General features: G+C 52.2%; 15 protein-coding genes, 1 tRNA gene and 1 pseudogene. 8 read left to right on the top strand and 9 right to left on the bottom strand.

The features are described 5' to 3' along the window. Positions 1 to 95 precede the first annotated feature (95 nt). Complete coding sequence (locus AC2FC2_RS17900) at positions 96 to 1,004, top strand: sugar glycosyltransferase (protein ID WP_265554198.1); 909 nt, start codon at positions 96 to 98, stop codon at positions 1,002 to 1,004. After that, positions 982 to 2,163, top strand: coding sequence for an O-antigen ligase family protein (locus AC2FC2_RS17895; RefSeq protein WP_490659651.1), 1,182 nt, complete (start codon positions 982 to 984; stop codon positions 2,161 to 2,163). Before AC2FC2_RS17900 ends, AC2FC2_RS17895 begins: the two co-directional genes overlap by 23 nt. Here AC2FC2_RS17895 and AC2FC2_RS17890 read toward each other — a convergent pair. After that, complete coding sequence (locus AC2FC2_RS17890) at positions 2,149 to 3,243, bottom strand: glycosyltransferase family 9 protein (RefSeq protein ID WP_490659650.1); 1,095 nt, start codon at positions 3,241 to 3,243, stop codon at positions 2,149 to 2,151. The genes AC2FC2_RS17895 and AC2FC2_RS17890 overlap by 15 nt on opposite strands. A gap of 318 nt (positions 3,244 to 3,561) precedes the next feature. On the opposite strand from AC2FC2_RS17890, the gene AC2FC2_RS17885 reads away from it, so the two are divergent. Together AC2FC2_RS17885 and AC2FC2_RS17880 are read left to right on the top strand one after the other, a co-directional pair. Beyond that, positions 3,562 to 4,149, top strand: coding sequence for a nitroreductase family protein (locus tag AC2FC2_RS17885; protein WP_490659649.1), 588 nt, complete (start codon positions 3,562 to 3,564; stop codon positions 4,147 to 4,149). 154 nt (positions 4,150 to 4,303) lie between these two features. After that, positions 4,304 to 4,597: a DUF2623 family protein gene (locus tag AC2FC2_RS17880; protein ID WP_209635900.1), complete on the top strand. Its 294-nt coding sequence runs from the start codon at positions 4,304 to 4,306 to the stop codon at positions 4,595 to 4,597. Between the two features lie 27 nt (positions 4,598 to 4,624). On the opposite strand, the gene AC2FC2_RS17875 is transcribed toward AC2FC2_RS17880, so the two are convergent. Next, a complete protein-coding gene (locus AC2FC2_RS17875) occupies positions 4,625 to 5,194 on the bottom strand; it encodes a helix-turn-helix domain-containing protein (RefSeq protein ID WP_209635898.1) in 570 nt (189 codons plus the stop codon). Positions 5,195 to 5,233: 39 nt separating this feature from the next. Here AC2FC2_RS17875 and AC2FC2_RS17870 point away from each other — a divergent pair, with 39 nt between their 5' ends. Then, positions 5,234 to 5,752 carry a GNAT family N-acetyltransferase gene (locus AC2FC2_RS17870; RefSeq protein ID WP_209635896.1) on the top strand — a complete coding sequence of 173 codons (519 nt, stop codon included), beginning with the start codon at positions 5,234 to 5,236 and terminating at the stop codon, positions 5,750 to 5,752. 18 nt (positions 5,753 to 5,770) lie between these two features. After that, entirely contained in the window at positions 5,771 to 6,220 is a 450-nt protein-coding gene (locus tag AC2FC2_RS17865) for a DMT family transporter (protein ID WP_490659700.1), read from the top strand. A 48-nt stretch (positions 6,221 to 6,268) separates the two neighbouring features. On the opposite strand, the gene AC2FC2_RS17860 is transcribed toward AC2FC2_RS17865, so the two are convergent. Continuing rightward, on the bottom strand, positions 6,269 to 7,156 hold the full coding sequence (locus AC2FC2_RS17860) for an SDR family oxidoreductase (RefSeq protein WP_245209868.1): 888 nt from the start codon (positions 7,154 to 7,156) through the stop codon (positions 6,269 to 6,271). Between the two features lie 140 nt (positions 7,157 to 7,296). Between AC2FC2_RS17860 and AC2FC2_RS17855 the strand changes: the two genes are divergently transcribed. Continuing rightward, a complete protein-coding gene (locus AC2FC2_RS17855) occupies positions 7,297 to 8,229 on the top strand; it encodes a LysR family transcriptional regulator (RefSeq protein WP_265554114.1) in 933 nt (310 codons plus the stop codon). 322 nt (positions 8,230 to 8,551) lie between these two features. Here AC2FC2_RS17855 and AC2FC2_RS17850 read toward each other — a convergent pair whose 3' ends face one another. The 4 genes and pseudogenes from AC2FC2_RS17850 to AC2FC2_RS17835 form a co-directional block, all read right to left on the bottom strand. Continuing rightward, positions 8,552 to 9,583: a methionine synthase gene (locus tag AC2FC2_RS17850; RefSeq protein ID WP_404759297.1), complete on the bottom strand. Its 1,032-nt coding sequence runs from the start codon at positions 9,581 to 9,583 to the stop codon at positions 8,552 to 8,554. A 27-nt stretch (positions 9,584 to 9,610) separates the two neighbouring features. After that, complete coding sequence (locus AC2FC2_RS17845; protein ID WP_490659648.1) at positions 9,611 to 10,588, bottom strand: DUF1852 domain-containing protein; 978 nt, start codon at positions 10,586 to 10,588, stop codon at positions 9,611 to 9,613. A 333-nt stretch (positions 10,589 to 10,921) separates the two neighbouring features. Continuing rightward, positions 10,922 to 11,279: pseudogene (locus tag AC2FC2_RS17840) on the bottom strand (pseudouridine synthase); the annotation flags it as partial. 101 nt (positions 11,280 to 11,380) lie between these two features. Next, positions 11,381 to 11,456 (bottom strand) — tRNA-Asn (locus tag AC2FC2_RS17835). Between the two features lie 349 nt (positions 11,457 to 11,805). Here AC2FC2_RS17835 and nac point away from each other — a divergent pair. After that, the gene (gene nac, locus AC2FC2_RS17830; protein ID WP_209635883.1) at positions 11,806 to 12,729 is read left to right on the top strand and encodes a nitrogen assimilation transcriptional regulator NAC; all 924 of its coding nucleotides are present in this window, start codon (positions 11,806 to 11,808) and stop codon (positions 12,727 to 12,729) included. Positions 12,730 to 12,800: 71 nt separating this feature from the next. Here the strand turns inward: nac and AC2FC2_RS17825 are convergent, their stop codons facing one another. Next, positions 12,801 to 13,718, bottom strand: coding sequence for a bestrophin family protein (locus AC2FC2_RS17825; protein WP_209636133.1), 918 nt, complete (start codon positions 13,716 to 13,718; stop codon positions 12,801 to 12,803). 465 nt (positions 13,719 to 14,183) lie between these two features. Continuing rightward, positions 14,184 to 15,644: an AMP nucleosidase gene (locus AC2FC2_RS17820; RefSeq protein WP_209635881.1), complete on the bottom strand. Its 1,461-nt coding sequence runs from the start codon at positions 15,642 to 15,644 to the stop codon at positions 14,184 to 14,186. Positions 15,645 to 15,675: the final 31 nt, after the last annotated feature.

Here is a 15,675-nt window from a genome sequence, read left to right as displayed (position 1 = left end):
CCCCTCAATGCTTAGATACTCAGCCCATCAGTGAATTTAATTCAAAAATAGACAGTTAATGTTGGCTGGACGCATTTTCGATGGGATACGGCGCGATGGGAAGTTTTTTTAAGCAGGTATATCGTTATTCTCATGCACGGCCTTATCGGCATAATGAAAACCTCTGGCCGTACGTGAAAATTGAGCGTGCAGAGAGCGGAGAAATTGCGGTATTAGCGTATAAAAGACAGACAGTGCCCATAGCGACGTTGTCAGCATTGAAAGACAGTTGTCAGGGGCCGGTATTGCTCACCGCAACAGGGCCTTCGGTAAAAACAATGTGCTTTAGCAACATCCCAGATATGCCGGCGATCGGCGTCAATGGTGCCTATTCCTTAAGCAAACAGGTCCGCTTCCGCTTTTACGTTATTGTCGATATGGGCTTTATCGATCGGCGGCCGGATATTATCCAGGATATTATCACTGAGCCTGACTTAATCCTGTTTACGACGGTACACGGCGTGGCGAAAATAATCGACCGGTTCACATTGACCGGGGTGAAGTGCCGGTTTGCCGTGGTTGAGGATGCAGCCTTCAAAATTTATAACCCGAAAATCAATCCGTTGGCGCTGTGGGAACATTATCGCCACGATCCGAGCGTTGATTTCTCGCCTGCATGTAAATCCATCGCATTTAGCCATGACATTCGGCATGGTATTTTCGATGCCGGGACCGTGGTGTATTGGGCCTTTCAGATAATTGCCTTTTTGGGCTTTAAACAGCTCTTTATTGCAGGGCTGGATATGAACAATTTCCATTTGCCACGCTTTTATGAAACCCCCGAAAACCAATTGCCAACCTTTTTACCAGAGAAGGTTGATGATTTGATTATCCCGGCTTTTAGCCATGCCGGAGAAAGCATGAAAATAAAAAATATTGTTATAAGAAATTTTTCTTTGAGCAGTGCCATTGACACCAGTATTTTTGAAAAGGTTGATTGCAATGATTTTTTCAAGAAGAACTGATGTCACGGCATTGATCTCTGTTTACGCTTTTCTGGCCTTCTCTTTTTTCAGCGCGATTTTCTGCGGTTTTACCCGGGTTAATAATTTATTCCATATCGCGGCATTTTTCTTCCTGTTTACGCTGTGCACCAGGACAGCGTTTCGGCAAGCCTGGCATAAAAGACGATCGGCCGTCGTGGGGATCGTGTTGGCCGCATGTTTTCTCACCTATTACTCGGCCAGCAATCTCTGGGGGGGCACACCGGGTAATATGGTCTCCACCTTGACGCACAGCGTTTATATTCTGATTTATCTTGCTCTGTTGGTCACCGTGTTGGAGAGCCCTCAGCGTACTCTTTTGCTGTGCTGCGTGATCGCTGGCATCACTGTGCTATGTCTTTACCTGACCTGGGTTGATTACCGGGCAATTTATGCCCTAAGAGAAACGTCAGACGCCAATCCCGGCCCGCGCAATGTGATAGACCTTGCCGGTTATGCCGCGTTGGGGATTATTTTAAGCCTAGTGGTATTTCGTGATACCCAACAAAAAAAGGTGCTGCTGTCGATCCCGGTGCTCTTTGCTTTTATGGTCTTAACGCAAAGTCGTGGGCCTTTAATCGCGCTATTGTCCTCGCTGGCATTAACCACATCCTACCTGGCGCTGAATAAAAAAACGGCTGTTTCCATTGTGGCGGTGCTGATACTTGCCATTGGCGCGGTTGTGTTTTCACCGATTGGCGAGTTGCTGATTACGCGTTTTGGTGAATTGTATCAGCAGAGTTTTGTACGGATGAGTATTTGGCGACACAGCGGGTTGCTGATAGCGCAGGCGCTCTTTTTTGGCTATGGGTTTGATAAAGAACTGACCTTCACCAATTACACCGGCGAGTTTATTCATACCACACATAGCCTGTACCTGGGGGCATTACTCAAGGGTGGGTTAGTCGGGTTTGGCTTGTTTGCAGGATTATTGGTGTTTGGTGCGGGGCTTGCTGTCCGTCATCTCAACGCCGGGCGACGCCTGGAAGCCACATTGTATTTCTTCATGCTGATTTTCTATTGCTCACAGGGCATGTTTGTCATCGCCAATCCGGCCGAGTTTTGGTACCTGTTTTGGTTCCCGCTGGCCACGGTGTTTGCCCAGCCTGTTCCACCGGACAGCCGATCAACCGAGTTGTAACGCGTTCGTCACTTTGTCAAAGACCTGCTGCTCTGTGATGATGCTAAGCGGCTGGCGGCGTTGGGCGGCACTGAGCTGTACCCTATCTGTAGGGACGTACATGACCTGGTGCAACGCGCTATTTTGATAGGGGCCGGTATGCTGCGGATTGGCCGTGACAAACAGGCTGACGGTGGGGGTTTTGAGGGCAATGGCCAGATGCAAGGGGCCGGTATCGCCGGTGACCAGAACTTGCAGGTTTGACATCACCCCCAGCAGCTGCGGCAGGGTCGTTTTGCCCATATGGCTGACCACGCGTTGTTGCTCTGAGGCAGTCAGGCCGGCCATAAATGCCTTTTCGATAGCGAGCTCTTTCGGGGTGCCAATTAACTCAATCTGGTTGTGTGGCGAGTGCGCCAACAGCAGCTTTGCCAGTTGGGTATAGCGCTCGACGGGCCAGCAGCGCAACGTCTCGGAAGCCCCCATTTGGAAACCAATCAGGGTGTTACCGGCGGTTTTATTCACCGCTGGAAACTCAACGGGGATAAACATCTCGGTATTGTCTGTACGGCAACCCAATTGCGCCACCAGATCCAACTTGCGCTGAATTAAATGCCCGCCAGTGCTACGGCTGACTCCGCTCAACCAGGGTTCCATGCCGGTGGCTTTGTTGCCGTAAGCGTCTTTGAAGACATATTGGCAACCGGCAGTAATGGCGGCAATGACATCGTAAGGCGATTTGGAGTGGAGGATGATCGCCAGTTCAGGCTTATGTTTGCGCAGTTGGTGAATAATACTGAGGATGTCTTTTGCTTTATGATCCCAATAAATAACATCATCAAAGTATTGGCTTGTCGCGACCAGCTGTTTGTTTTTATGGCTTGAAATAAGGGTGAGGCGTGCCGCCGGGTAACGTTCACGCACGGCGCGAATAGCGGGCGTATTAAACATGAGATCGCCAAGTGCGGTGGTAGAGAAAATAACAATGCGATTAAACGTCAGGTCAGGATGAAAACCGGCTTTATCTTTAAGGTTGCCACCAAACCGGGTGTAGACCTGCAAAAAGGCGTTGGCCGCCGTTATTTTCCATTGTTTTGACATCTTATTTCACTTTGAGTTGATTGGCGTACCGGCCTGACGGGCACATCATATGATGTTTATCCTGACGGGCCAATGGGCGGCAATATATTGCTACATATACTTGCGCAACCTTAATAAAGGGGCAGCGGGCTGCCCCTTTACCGCATCAACGTTGCCAAACTTGCGGGCCGGGAACGACACCCGCCCTGGAGGGCATGCCTGGATGGGCTGCAACAGGAACTCCTGCGCTGCGCGATAGCACAAAATAAAAGTTTTGCTGGCGTGAGTCGTGGGAATATCAGATAACGTTGCTATTCCCTACCCATGAGAGAGATGTCCATGAGCCAGCCAAGAATTTCCGATCACCCGATTGATGCGCAGTTTATTGAACGCTGGTCGCCGCGCGCGCTGGCGAATGATCCTATCGACGATGCAACCCTGCTGAGCTTCTTTGAAGCGGCGCGCTGGTCGCCTTCAGCGTATAACGTTCAGCCATGGCGCTTTGCCTACAGCAAGCACGGTTCGGCCAGTTGGGACACCTACCTGGATTTCCTGGTTGAATTCAACCGCGGTTGGGCGCAACACGCTTCAGCGCTGGTGGTGATCATCTCCAAAACCACCAGTCTGAACGGTGAAAAAGAAGTGAACAACCCAAGCCACGCCTTCGATGCCGGTGCCGCATGGGCCAATCTGGCGCTACAGGCGCATTTGAAAAGCTGGTTGACCCACTGCATGGGGGGCATCCATCACGATAAAATCAAGGCTGCACTCAATCTGCCGGATAACTATCAGGTGCATGGCATCGTGGCTATCGGTAAAGCGGGGGACAAATCCCGTCTGCCTGAGTTTCTGCAGCAAAAAGAGATCCCTTCAGGGCGCTTGCCACTCGAGCAGACCGTGGTGGAAGGGCTGAACTTTACCCTGTAAACATTCTGTCAGAAACTCATCGGCCCGCAAGATCGCCTTCTGCGGGCTTTTTTATGCCGTAAGACGATGAGTAAAACTTTGTGAGTATGTTCATGACCACAATCATCGTTATATAATATTTTATATATCGAAAGTGAAGAGAAAAGGGAGGGGCATGAACAATCACTTTGGCAAGGGGCTGATGGCCGGTTTGAAAGCGCAAGACGCCAGCCCACCTGGCCAACTATCCCGGTTCTGCTGTGACTACAAACGGGGTTTCGTGTTGGGATATGCCCACCATTTGGCAGAAAGCTTGGGGGACGAAAATCAGGCGGCGTTCGAGGCCGGGTTACTTTGCCGGGCCTACGATCTCAACGGGGAACTGATGAGCGAGTTCTTCTCGGGCGGTGCCAATCGCCTGGCCGAAAAGTTTTTCTGCGCAGGGTATAACCGGGATCCGCAAAGCTAAGCGCAACACGCCTAAGGCCTGACGGGCTCAGGCCTTGTTCATCACCACCACCAGGTAAATGCAGGTTTCAGCGCTCTCATTTTTGAACACACAGTCGGTGGGCGGGCCAAGTTCAAGGCAATCACCTTCAGCCATCTCATGGCGAATTTCACCTTCCTGAAACACCAACGTACCTGACAACACCCAAAGCAATTGCCGCATAAACGCGTAGGCCGAGGCCGGCATGGGGATCTCTGCGCCCGCAGGCAATTCGATGCGTACCAGATCGAGCGGCATATCAGACTGTGGCGACACGTGGCGACGGATGTAGCCGCTGTCAGGATCGACCCAAATCGGCTGGTCCTGCTGGCGCATCATCCGGCCTTCCTGCGTTTCCGCCCGGGCAATCAATTTGGACATGCTCAAACCGAACGCGCCGGAAAGCCGCCCGAGCAACATCGCGGTAGGGCTGCTGTCGCCACGTTCAATTTTGTGCACCATGGCGCGCGAAACGCCGGCCCTCTCGGCCAGATCGGACAGCGACCAATGGCGTGCTTCACGTTCGATGCGGATCCGCGCGCCGATGCGTTGATTTAGGTTGTCTAATTTATTATTCATATCGTAGTATGATAGTAGACGGTCAACCAAGAGGTCAACATGCTTATACGTAACGCGACTATAACCGATAGTGCAGGCATTGCCGCTATCTATAACGACGCCGTGCTCAATACCACGGCAATCTGGAATGAACGTAGCGTCGACGCGGCGAACCGTGAGGCATGGATGGCGGAACGGCAGGCCGCGGGCTATCCGGTGTTGGTCGCGATTAATGAGGCGGGCGAGGTGATGGGTTATGCCTCATTCGGCGACTGGCGGGCTTGGGACGGTTACCGTCACACTGTCGAGCACTCGGTTTATGTCCGCAAAGATTGCCGTGGCGGCGGAGTAGGCAAAACGTTGTTGATCGCACTGATTGAGCATGCGCGGGTGATTGGCAAGCATGTCATGGTGGCGGGTATTGAATCCGGTAACCAGGCGTCCGTCCAGTTGCACCTCAATCTGGGCTTCGAGATGGTCGGACGGATGAGCGAAGTCGGCGCCAAGTTCGGCAAATGGCTGGATTTGACCTTCTTACAGTTAAAGCTCGATGACAGCAACGCGCCGCCGGCCCGCTAATCGCGCCGTAAATCCAGGATCGCTATGAATATCATGCTATTGCTGCTGGTGGCTGCCGGGATCAGTTTGGTTATCCAGAACCTGTTAATGGTGCGCATTACTGAAAGCGTGTCGACGGTGTTGATTACGCTGGTCATCAACTCTAGCGTCGGCCTGTTGCTATTGATGGGGCTATTGTTCGCCAAAAATGGCGTGAGCGCGTTAGCGGAGGTGACTGGCGCGCTCAGGGTTTGGATGCTGTTGCCCGGTTTACTGGGATCATTTTTTGTTTTCTCCGGCATCCTGGGCTACCAGAAGCTGGGGGCGGCGACCACCATTGCCGTATTGGTTGCCAGCCAACTGGTCGCAGGGTTGATGGTGGATATCTACAAAGCCGGGCCTGCCGCGTTGCGCGAAAATTTGCCAGCGCTTTTGGGCGGCGTGTTGTTGGTCATTGGCGCTTTTCTGGTGGCGAGACGAAGTTTTTGAACGTGGCAAGGCCCGCCCGGTTTTCCGAACGGGCCAGCCGAAAAGGGGCTAATAGGTGAAAGCGGCCCGGTGTTTGCGGATAAATTCAGGCCAACGAACCGGTTCTCTGCCGGCTATCGCCGGGAAGTTGTCGAAAGTCTCTTCGACACCGGGAATATCGCGTTCGGCAATGCGCCGCAGGTTGTCGCCCACGCAGTTCATATAGGCCATTTCGGCACCGGACTGCCGCATATTTTCCAGGAAAATCCGGGGGTCAAGTGCTTCATAGCGGAACGGCTGGCCAAGTATTTCAGTCATCATGGCCGCGATCTCGCCATAAGACTTGGCGTCATAACCCAGACGATAGGTTTTACCCGCGTGCTCTTCAGGGTGCAGCAGTGAACAGGCCGCTGCCCGTGCAACGTCCTCACCATCCACCCAACTGAAGGGGGCATCGCCGGTGTATTGCTGAATGACGCCATTGACGACGGCCGGAACGCCGCCGTAGCCGATCACATTTTGCATAAAGCACTCCGGCCGCAAATGCGTAAAGGAGAAGCCCAAAGCTTCAATATAGCGTTCGATCAGCTGATGCCAAGCCCAGTGTGCAATCGTGGTGTCGTCACGACCGCAGGCGCCCAGGTGCACAATATGCTGTACGCCGGCTTGTTTTGCCTTATCGAGAAACACTTTGCTCTGGCGCAACATATCGACGGTGTAGCCGGTTGCCAGAAAGACACGGTCAATGTTTTGCAGCGCGGGCGCCAGCGTGTCTTCTTTATCAAAATCCATAATGACAGTGCGAATGTTTTGCGCCTCAAAAGGCGCCGCTTTTTGCGGGGAGCGCACGGCAGCGATCGGCGTGATGGAAGGATCCGCCTGGAGAAAGCGCAGAGTATCACCCCCTATCTGGCCGGTGGCACCGGTAATCAGCACCCTGGGTTTCGTTATGCTCATGAGTAAACTCCTTTTGTGTGTGACTGAATAAGGCATGGGCCTCATGCCTGGCGATAGAGAGGAGTTTACTGAGAAAAATATTCCTATTTAGGCTATAAATTACCAAGTTTATGGAATTAAATTCATTAATGTGGCGGGTTATGTATTCTTCAGAAAGACTGAAAGGTATCGACTTATTTGTCTGCGTGGCGGATATGGGCAGCTTTACTGCTGCGGCTGAACGCATGAATTTGACCACCTCGGCCATCAGTAAAGGTATTGCACGTTTAGAAGCGCGGTTGCAGGTTCGTCTGTTTCATCGCACGACGCGGCGATTGTCACTGACCGATGCCGGGGTGAGGTTTTATCGCACCTGTACCGGTGTGCTTGGCGAACTGGAAGAGGCGGAGCTTTCAATGCAGGCCGAAAGCACCCAACCACAGGGAAAGGTGCGTATTGATCTGCCTGCTTCCTACGGCCGTCTGCATGCGTTGCCGGTGATCCTTAAACTGATCGAGGATCACCCATTGTTGATGCCGCATATCTCCTTTTCCGATCGCTTTGTTGATCCTGTAAGAGAAGGCATCGACATTATCGTGCGTATTGGTGGCGCGGATATTTGGCCAAATACCTTGGGGCATTGCTATCTGGGCGCCCAACGGCATATTTTCTGCGCTTCGCCAGCCTATTTGAAAAAGCGTGGCGCGCCGGCAACCGCACAGGATTTAGAGAATCACAGCTGCGTGGTTTACGGTGAGGGAAACGGTCTGCCCACGCCTTGGCATTTTGCCGGCGTACACCCCAATAGCAGCGAGAAAAAGGTGTTGCCCGGGCGGGTGGCAATCGGCGATGCGGAAGGCCAGCTTACCGCAGTATTGGCCGGGCACGGTATTGCACAATTGCCCACCTGGCTGGTGAAGCGACAGCGTGAAGAGGGCACTTTGGTTGAAGTGTTGCCCCATTTGGCAACCGATGGGCTACCGATTAATTTGGCCTGGCTCAAAAGCCGTCAGGCATTACCTAAAGTCCGTGCTTTGTTGACGATCCTGACCGAGAATTTGGGCCCGTCAGGCAGTCAGTTGAGCCCAGTATGAGGCAGAGTAACCTTTCATTAAGCCCTTAGGAGAAGGATCAGGAGACGGTGAGTTTTTTTACTTCCCTGAATCCTATTTTATTCCTTAATTTTTACGGTACTTACCGTACATTCAAGTCACTTGGTCAATTTCATAGCAACTGAATCTAACGGTGAGGAAGCTAAGTGGTGCAAGCATGTCTCGGGAATAAAGACGAAAAGGCGGAGTGTTACGCAGACTGATGCAACGAACACTAACGATTGCGGGTGGAAAAGCGAAAGCCCACTCAGGTTTTCCTGAGTGGGCTCAAAGGGGAGTCTCTGGACGTAAACGCCGGGTGACGTTATTTCGCCGAAAGCTCTCTCCGGACGATTTCTGCTCCTGCGCTTAAGGCGTTGAGTTTGCCCGTGGCGACCTGACGAGATAAGGGAGCCATGCCGCAGTTGGTAGAAGGATAAAGCTTGTCGGCATCTACAAACTGGAGTGCTTTGCGCAATGTATTGGCGACTTCTTCCGGTGTTTCTATGGTATTGGTTGCCACGTCAATGGCCCCAACCATCACCTTTTTACCGCGAATCAGTTCAAGCAGGTCCATTGGGACATGCGAGTTATGACATTCCAGCGAGATGATATCGATGTTAGATGTCTGCAGTTTGGGGAACGCCTCTTCATATTGCCGCCACTCTGAGCCCAGCGTCTTTTTCCAATCGGTATTGGCCTTGATGCCATATCCATAGCAGATATGTACGGCTGTTTCACATTTAAGTCCCTCAATGGCCCTTTCTAATGCGGCGATCCCCCAATCGTTCACCTCATCAAAAAATACATTAAAGGCCGGCTCATCAAACTGAATAATATCGACGCCGGCAGCTTCTAATTCTTTTGCTTCTTGATTGAGAATTTTTGCAAATTCCCAGGCGAGTTTTTCGCGGCTTTTATAGTGGTTGTCATAAAGCGTATCTATCATCGTCATAGGGCCGGGCAGGGCCCATTTAATCGGCTGCTTGGTGAGCTGACGTAAAAACTTGGCATCTTCGACAAAAACAGGTTTTTGACGAGCCACCGCCCCCACGACAGTCGGCACACTTGCATCGTAGCGATTACGAATTTTAACGACCTGACGCTTTTCAAAATCAACGCCGCTGAGGTGTTCAATAAACGTAGTGACAAAGTGTTGGCGCGTTTGCTCGCCGTCACTGACAATGTCGATGCCTGCACGCAGTTGATCTTCCAGAGATAAACGCAGAGCATCTTGTTTCCCCTCAACTAACTCTTCATTTTGCAACTTCCAGGGGGACCAAAGTGTCTCTGGTTGTGCAAGCCAGGAAGGTTTAGGCAAACTGCCAGCCGTTGACGTGGGGAGTAATATTTTCATAGTAGATGACCTTTTATTTTCTGTTAATCAAAGCGCGCAGTTAGCGGACCATTTTTCAAGAATATTTTTGTAGGGTTTGATAAAGTGCTCTTCAGTAAATTTTCCCTGCTCAATAGCTAACTGGCTGCGTTCTTCCCGGTCATAAACAATTTTTGTTAATGAATGATCCTGGTGATTCAGGCTGGGTTGATAATATTGCCCTGCCGCAGAATTACTATTATAAATCTCAGGTCGGTAAATTTTTTGGAAAGTCTCCATCGTACTGATAGTGCTGATAAGCTCAATATCAGTGTAATCACTCAGTAAATCACCAGAGAAGTAAAAGGCCAAAGGTGCTACGCTATTTTTAGGCATGAAATAACGAACCTGCAACCCCATTTTGTTGAAATATTTTTCAGTTAAAGATGAATCATTCTGCTGGTATTCGATACCTAATACAGGATGCTGGTTCCCCGTCTGGTAGTAGGTGTCTTTGCTTGAGACACTTAAACATATCACAGGCGATTTTTTAAAGTTCTCTTTGTACTCATGTGAGTTAACGAAGTATTTAAATATGTTCCCGTGCAAGCTACCAAAATCATCTGGGATGCTAAAGTGGGGTTGGTTATTATTATGTTCTAACAGCAATACGCTGAAGTCATAATCCCGCACGTAAGAAGAGAAATTGTTCCCCACAATGCCTTCAATGCGTTCGTTATTTTTCTTGTCAATAACATTTGTTTTCAATATTTCAATCACAGGGAAGGTATTGCCATTGCCTGCAATATTCATCTCAACAGAAATGATTTCAAGTTCGACCGAGTAGCGATCCCCTTTGGGGTTATCCCAATGCGCTAATGTATTGAAACGATTATTAATCATCACCAAGGTGTTGCGTAAATTCTCTTGGCGATTTTTCCCTCTGGCCAAGTTAGCAAAGTTGGTCGTAATACGCGTACCTTCTGAAGGGTTATAGTTCTCATCAAAAGGAGTGCTCTTAATCGTAAATGTGAAGTCTTTATTCATCCTAATCTTGCACCCTGGTTCTGACATGAAAAATGAATTTATTTCTTGATTAGCCCGAGGTTACCGGCTTTCTCATTCATCAGTCTTTATGTTGTCAATACGTTAATATTGTATAATTTATGCCAGAGCCATGAGATGAGTGAAAGCGAGTTAATTTCATTACGACATGAGTCATATTCATGATCTGGGGGATGGGTGGGGCTGACACCCTCGCAGAAGCCCCTGGCCTGAAAGATGCCCCGCGGGGAGCGGTGGCATGTGCGTGCGCAGCCATGCGCAAAAGCACACTCTTTGCATTATCACCCCAGGTCCGCGGATTCCCGTCAAACGCGTTTAGAACGGGCTGGTATTGTGGGCTTTGATCCACGCATTGCTATGGATGAATAAAATGCAGCTCACTGGCGTGCAGCATTAGTCGTTGCGCCTGTTCGGTGCCTGGTAACAGGCGGCCACCATACAGGTCACAACCTAAAATAGGGTGACCCAACTGCTGGCAGTGGATGCGGAGTTGATGAGTACGACCGGTTTCCGGGGTGAGCTGTACCCGCGTCAATGGCAGTAACGTCCCGTCTTCCCATTCATGACAAAAGCGCTCAACCACCCGATAATGGGAGCGCGCGGGTTTACCCTGGATTGCGCTAATCGACATCAGCGTGAAAAGCGCGGGATCCTTGGCAATTGCTGCGTCTATTTTTCAGTCTGCTGACGAATGACGATCGCCTTTTGCCGACGATCGGATATTACGCATAGCAAAACGCCCGCTTAAGTTTCCTTAAGCGGGCGTCTCTAATATGGCTCCTCTGACTGGACTCGAACCAGTGACATACGGATTAACAGTCCGCCGTTCTACCGACTGAACTACAGAGGAATCGTGTGAACGGGGCGAATAATAGCGGGGTGGCTCGGGCTTGTAAAGCCTGAAAACGCCTTGCCGTTTCGTTTGCTGCAAGATTATTCAACTTGCTGCTTTTTATCGCTTTTATTGGTGCACGGCTGTGCGATGATCCAGGGATGCCCCTTTGGCCCCCCTGTTATGCCTTATCTTGGTGCACGCGTTTGTTTTTTCCTGCCGCGTAATGTGGCGATTTTATCGACGGTAGCATCATTTTTTCTTATTTTTCCGTCGATTAGTTCATGCATCCTCTTATTGTGTCGGCCTGGCCCGGATTTTGCTGCAGTTCTTCTCATTCGCAGTTAAGGGGTATGACGGAGGCAATATGAATTTCAGACGTCTGAAGTATTTCGTGAAAATCGTCGATATCGGCAGCCTGACTCAGGCGGCAGAGGTGCTGCATATTGCTCAGCCAGCGCTCAGCCAACAATTGGCCACGTTGGAAGGGGAGCTGAAACAGCAACTGCTGATCCGTACCAAACGTGGCGTGATGCCGACCGAGGCCGGCAACATTCTTTATGCGCATGCCCAGACCATTTTGCGTCAGTGCGAACAGGCGCAAAGTGCGGTCAACAGTGCCGGGCAGGCCATGAGCGGTCATGTTTCCGTTGGGTTGGCACCGGGTAGCTTGGCGTCTCAACTGGCGTTGCCGTTGTTACAGGCGGTACGCGATCAGCACCCGGGTATTTTGCTCAGCCTGAACGAGAATATCGGTTCGACGTTGGCCGGGCAGGTCGCCAACCAGAATCTGGATATGGCGGTCATTTACGGCACTAAAATGCCTGCGGGCCTGCAGGCCACGGCATTGATACGGGAAGATCTCTATCTGGTGGCGACGCGGGCGGTCCCCAATCCCGGCAACAGTGTTGATCTGCTGGACGTCGCACGACTGAATTTGTTCCTGCCACGCGAAGGGGATGTGGTGCGAAACCAGGTGGATGAAGCCATGGCGGTGCGCAAGCTGGCTGCCAACGTGATTGGTGAAATTGAATCCTCCGATACCCTGAGCGCGGCTATCGCCAGCGGTCTCGGTGCCACCATTTTGCCGGAGTCGGTTGCGCGCGCAATGATTGGCCCCGCGAAGGCGTGGATGGCACGCATCAATGCCGCCTCGCTAAGCGTACCCTTGTCGTTGTGTATTTCCGGCCAGCAGTCGCTGTCGGCGCCCGCGTTGGTGGTGAAGGATATTTTGCTGTCAATCGCCGCCAGCCGCAGTCAGGAAAAACGCGTGCTGGCGTTGGTGCAGTAAATCAGGACCGGCCCCGATGGTGAGCGTGCCGTTTCAGGTGCGGTTTTCACCGCCCCTGACATTGTCGCCAACTAGCTGAGTTGATAATGGCTGTCCGGCCGTGCCGCTGGCGGTAAATCGGTCTCGTCGTTCATCTCGCGCAGGTTGATCTCAATGGCGTTGCACATGGCATTAAGTGGCAGATCGTTGGCGGCGGTGCCGAACGGATCTTCCAGTTCTTCTGCCAGGGAATCGAGTGAGATGAAGGTATAGGAAATGAATACCGACACCAATGGCGTCATGTAATGCAGATCCGGTACCAGTGCGAAAGGCAACAGCGTACAGAACAGGTACACCGTCCGGTGAACGATCAGGCTGTAGGCGAAGGGGATCGGCGTATTGGCAATGCGTTCACAACCACCGAGGATCTCGGACAGTCGATTGAGGTTCTGATCGATACTGTGAAACAGCACGTCAGACAGCTGTGCCGATTGCCGCTTCTCACCCAGCCATTGGCCCATCATCAGCAGCAGCCTGTTGCAGGGGGACGTGCTCGTCTCAATCGGCCGTAAATCAGCGTTGGGTAACAGGCGTTGCAGATCGGCACTGATATCGGTGCCGCGCAGTTGGTGTTTCAGGCAGTAGCTGAACGCCATCAGCAGGGCCGCAAATTCACGCGCAGCCTCATCTTGCTGAGGCAACAGGCTTTTAATCTGGCGTAACAGCGAGCGCTGTACGATCAACAAGCTGCCCCATAACAGCCTTGCCTCGGTGAATCTCGCATAGCTGACGCTGTTGCGAAAACCGAGGAAGATGGCGATCGCCACGCCCAAAAGACTGAAGGGGGCCAGCGTGAGTTTGACGCCCAGATGTTCGTACCATTGAAAACACAGCACGGCAACGATCGACATGGCAATGTTAAGGCTGAGACGAAACAGAATTTTGGAGAGCACCGAACCGTGCCAGACGAAAAGCCGTCTGAACCAGTGTTGCTGAGGTCTGACAATCATATGAGTGGTAACGACTGGGGAATGGGAGCCGCTGTTGTAACAGATATGAGGCGTAGACATCAACGATCTGCGGATGAAAAGTTAAAGATCCGCATTCTGCGTAATGCGGATTACTTACGGTGTTTTTGAGAGCGCTCAAGGCTATTTCGGTCGATAAACGTCAGATGTACTATGAAGCTCATGCGCCCCGACCGAGCAAGGGGCCGTAAACGCGGCCCCTTGCAACCCGCGCTCTTGCCCACTCAGACGGTTGGCTACGCCAACGGCTCTCACTTCATCACACCGCATCACCGGCTGCCGGGGCCGCGCCTTCGGCTCCTCCAATTGCCATTCATTGCGGTGGCAGAGAAAGGCAGGATATTTAGGGCAATGCTACCTGCACTGAGCCTGCAGAAGCCGAAAAAAATGCCGACCAGGCTTAACCGATCGGCATTGCGCAAAAGCGGGCTTTTCATCGCCTGTCAGTTAACGGAACGGCGGCTCGTTAAAGGTCCGCAGTTTACGGGAGTGCAGACGATCGCCTTCGGCACGGAGCAAATCAATGGCGCAAATACCGATTTGCAGGTGTTCTGAAATTGCCCCTTCATAAAAGCGGTTGGCTTGGCCCGGAAGCTTGATTTCGCCGTGCAGCGGCTTGTCCGATACGCACAGCAGCGTGCCGTAGGGCACCCGGAAACGGTAGCCCTGAGCGGCAATGGTGGCACTTTCCATGTCGACGGCGACCGCACGGCTGAGGTTAAAGCGCAGCGCCGAAGCAGAATAGCGCAATTCCCAATTGCGATCGTCGGTGGTCACTACGGTGCCGGTACGCAGACGCTGTTTAACTTCTTCACCCGGCATGCCGCTGACCATTTTTGTGGCGTCGTACAGGGCACGTTGCACTTCGGCAATGCTGGGGATAGGGATATCCGGCGGTAACACGGAATCCAGCACATGATCATCGCGCAGATAAGCATGAGCCAATACGTAGTCACCGATCGACTGACTTTCACGCAGGCCGCCGCAGTGGCCGATCATCAACCAGGCGCTTGGTCGCAGTACCGCCAGGTGGTCGCAGATGGTTTTTGCGTTGGACGGACCGACACCGATGTTGATCAGCGTGATGCCCTGACCGGTACGTGAGATCAGATGGTAGGCCGGCATCTGGTGGTTTTTCCAGGCCAAGTCGGAAACGGCCTGATCTGGCGCGGTCGTTTCCGGCGTGATGTAGATGCCGCCGGCACTGGACAGCGCAATATAAGGGCTGGCCGGATCGGCTATTTCGGCGCAGGCCCAGCGGACAAACTCGTCCACGTAGCGGGTGTAGTTGGTGAACAGCACGAAGGGCTGAAAATGCTCTACCGGGGTGCCGGTGTAATGGCGTAACCGCGCCAGCGAGAAATCGGCGCGTAAGGCATCAAAATGCGACAGCGGGAAGGTGCTGGTGGCGTGAAACAGGCCGTCGGCGGTTTCATCGCCTATTTGCGCCAACTCGGTTGTCGGGAAATGCTGCGCCAGGCTGGCACTCATCGAACGATCCAACATCAGGTTGGAACCGTCAATCACGTAAGGGAAAGGAATTTCCTGCTGTGAGGGCCGCACTTCAATATGCGCATCGTACTCACCCGCCAGCATCGTCAATTGCTCGGTCAGATAATGGCGAAACAGCTGCGGGCGGGTAATGGTGGTGGTGTAGCAGCCGGAATGGGTGAAGCGGCCGAAGGCGCGGGTTTTGCTCTGGCCAGACTTTTGCCCATCCCAACTGACACGCAGTTCGGGGTAAACAAACAACCCTGCGGCGCGGGTCTGCGCGTCGGGTAACCCGCCGTGATTGATAAAATCCCCCACTGCCTGGCGCAGTGCTTCAACCGAGGCGTCATACAGCGCTTCCAGTTGTTCGATCGCCTGAGTGGGGGTGAGGCCGGTGCCGGATTGCTGACTGCTCATACTCTCTCCTTGGTTCTCCCGCGATGCGGCG

The sequence above is a fragment of the Serratia sp. CoH_122_TC_1 genome, from assembly GCF_058191755.1.
This window is presented reverse-complemented; position numbering and strand designations above follow the sequence as displayed.

What these genes read in the sequence shown, in the direction of transcription:
- AC2FC2_RS17825 (WP_209636133.1), bottom strand. Translation starts at nt 13,718, where the DNA reads ATGATTGTCAGACCTCAGCAACACTGGTTCAGACGGCTTTTCGTCTGG.
- AC2FC2_RS17870 (WP_209635896.1), top strand. Translation starts at nt 5,234, where the DNA reads ATGCTTATACGTAACGCGACTATAACCGATAGTGCAGGCATTGCCGCT.
- AC2FC2_RS17850 (WP_404759297.1), bottom strand. Translation starts at nt 9,583, where the DNA reads ATGAAAATATTACTCCCCACGTCAACGGCTGGCAGTTTGCCTAAACCT.
- nac (WP_209635883.1), top strand. Translation starts at nt 11,806, where the DNA reads ATGAATTTCAGACGTCTGAAGTATTTCGTGAAAATCGTCGATATCGGC.
- AC2FC2_RS17860 (WP_245209868.1), bottom strand. Translation starts at nt 7,156, where the DNA reads ATGAGCATAACGAAACCCAGGGTGCTGATTACCGGTGCCACCGGCCAG.
- AC2FC2_RS17880 (WP_209635900.1), top strand. Translation starts at nt 4,304, where the DNA reads ATGAACAATCACTTTGGCAAGGGGCTGATGGCCGGTTTGAAAGCGCAA.
- AC2FC2_RS17885 (WP_490659649.1), top strand. Translation starts at nt 3,562, where the DNA reads ATGAGCCAGCCAAGAATTTCCGATCACCCGATTGATGCGCAGTTTATT.
- AC2FC2_RS17900 (WP_265554198.1), top strand. Translation starts at nt 96, where the DNA reads ATGGGAAGTTTTTTTAAGCAGGTATATCGTTATTCTCATGCACGGCCT.
- AC2FC2_RS17890 (WP_490659650.1), bottom strand. Translation starts at nt 3,243, where the DNA reads ATGTCAAAACAATGGAAAATAACGGCGGCCAACGCCTTTTTGCAGGTC.
- AC2FC2_RS17895 (WP_490659651.1), top strand. Translation starts at nt 982, where the DNA reads ATGATTTTTTCAAGAAGAACTGATGTCACGGCATTGATCTCTGTTTAC.
- AC2FC2_RS17855 (WP_265554114.1), top strand. Translation starts at nt 7,297, where the DNA reads ATGTATTCTTCAGAAAGACTGAAAGGTATCGACTTATTTGTCTGCGTG.
- AC2FC2_RS17875 (WP_209635898.1), bottom strand. Translation starts at nt 5,194, where the DNA reads ATGAATAATAAATTAGACAACCTAAATCAACGCATCGGCGCGCGGATC.
- AC2FC2_RS17820 (WP_209635881.1), bottom strand. Translation starts at nt 15,644, where the DNA reads ATGAGCAGTCAGCAATCCGGCACCGGCCTCACCCCCACTCAGGCGATC.
- AC2FC2_RS17845 (WP_490659648.1), bottom strand. Translation starts at nt 10,588, where the DNA reads ATGAATAAAGACTTCACATTTACGATTAAGAGCACTCCTTTTGATGAG.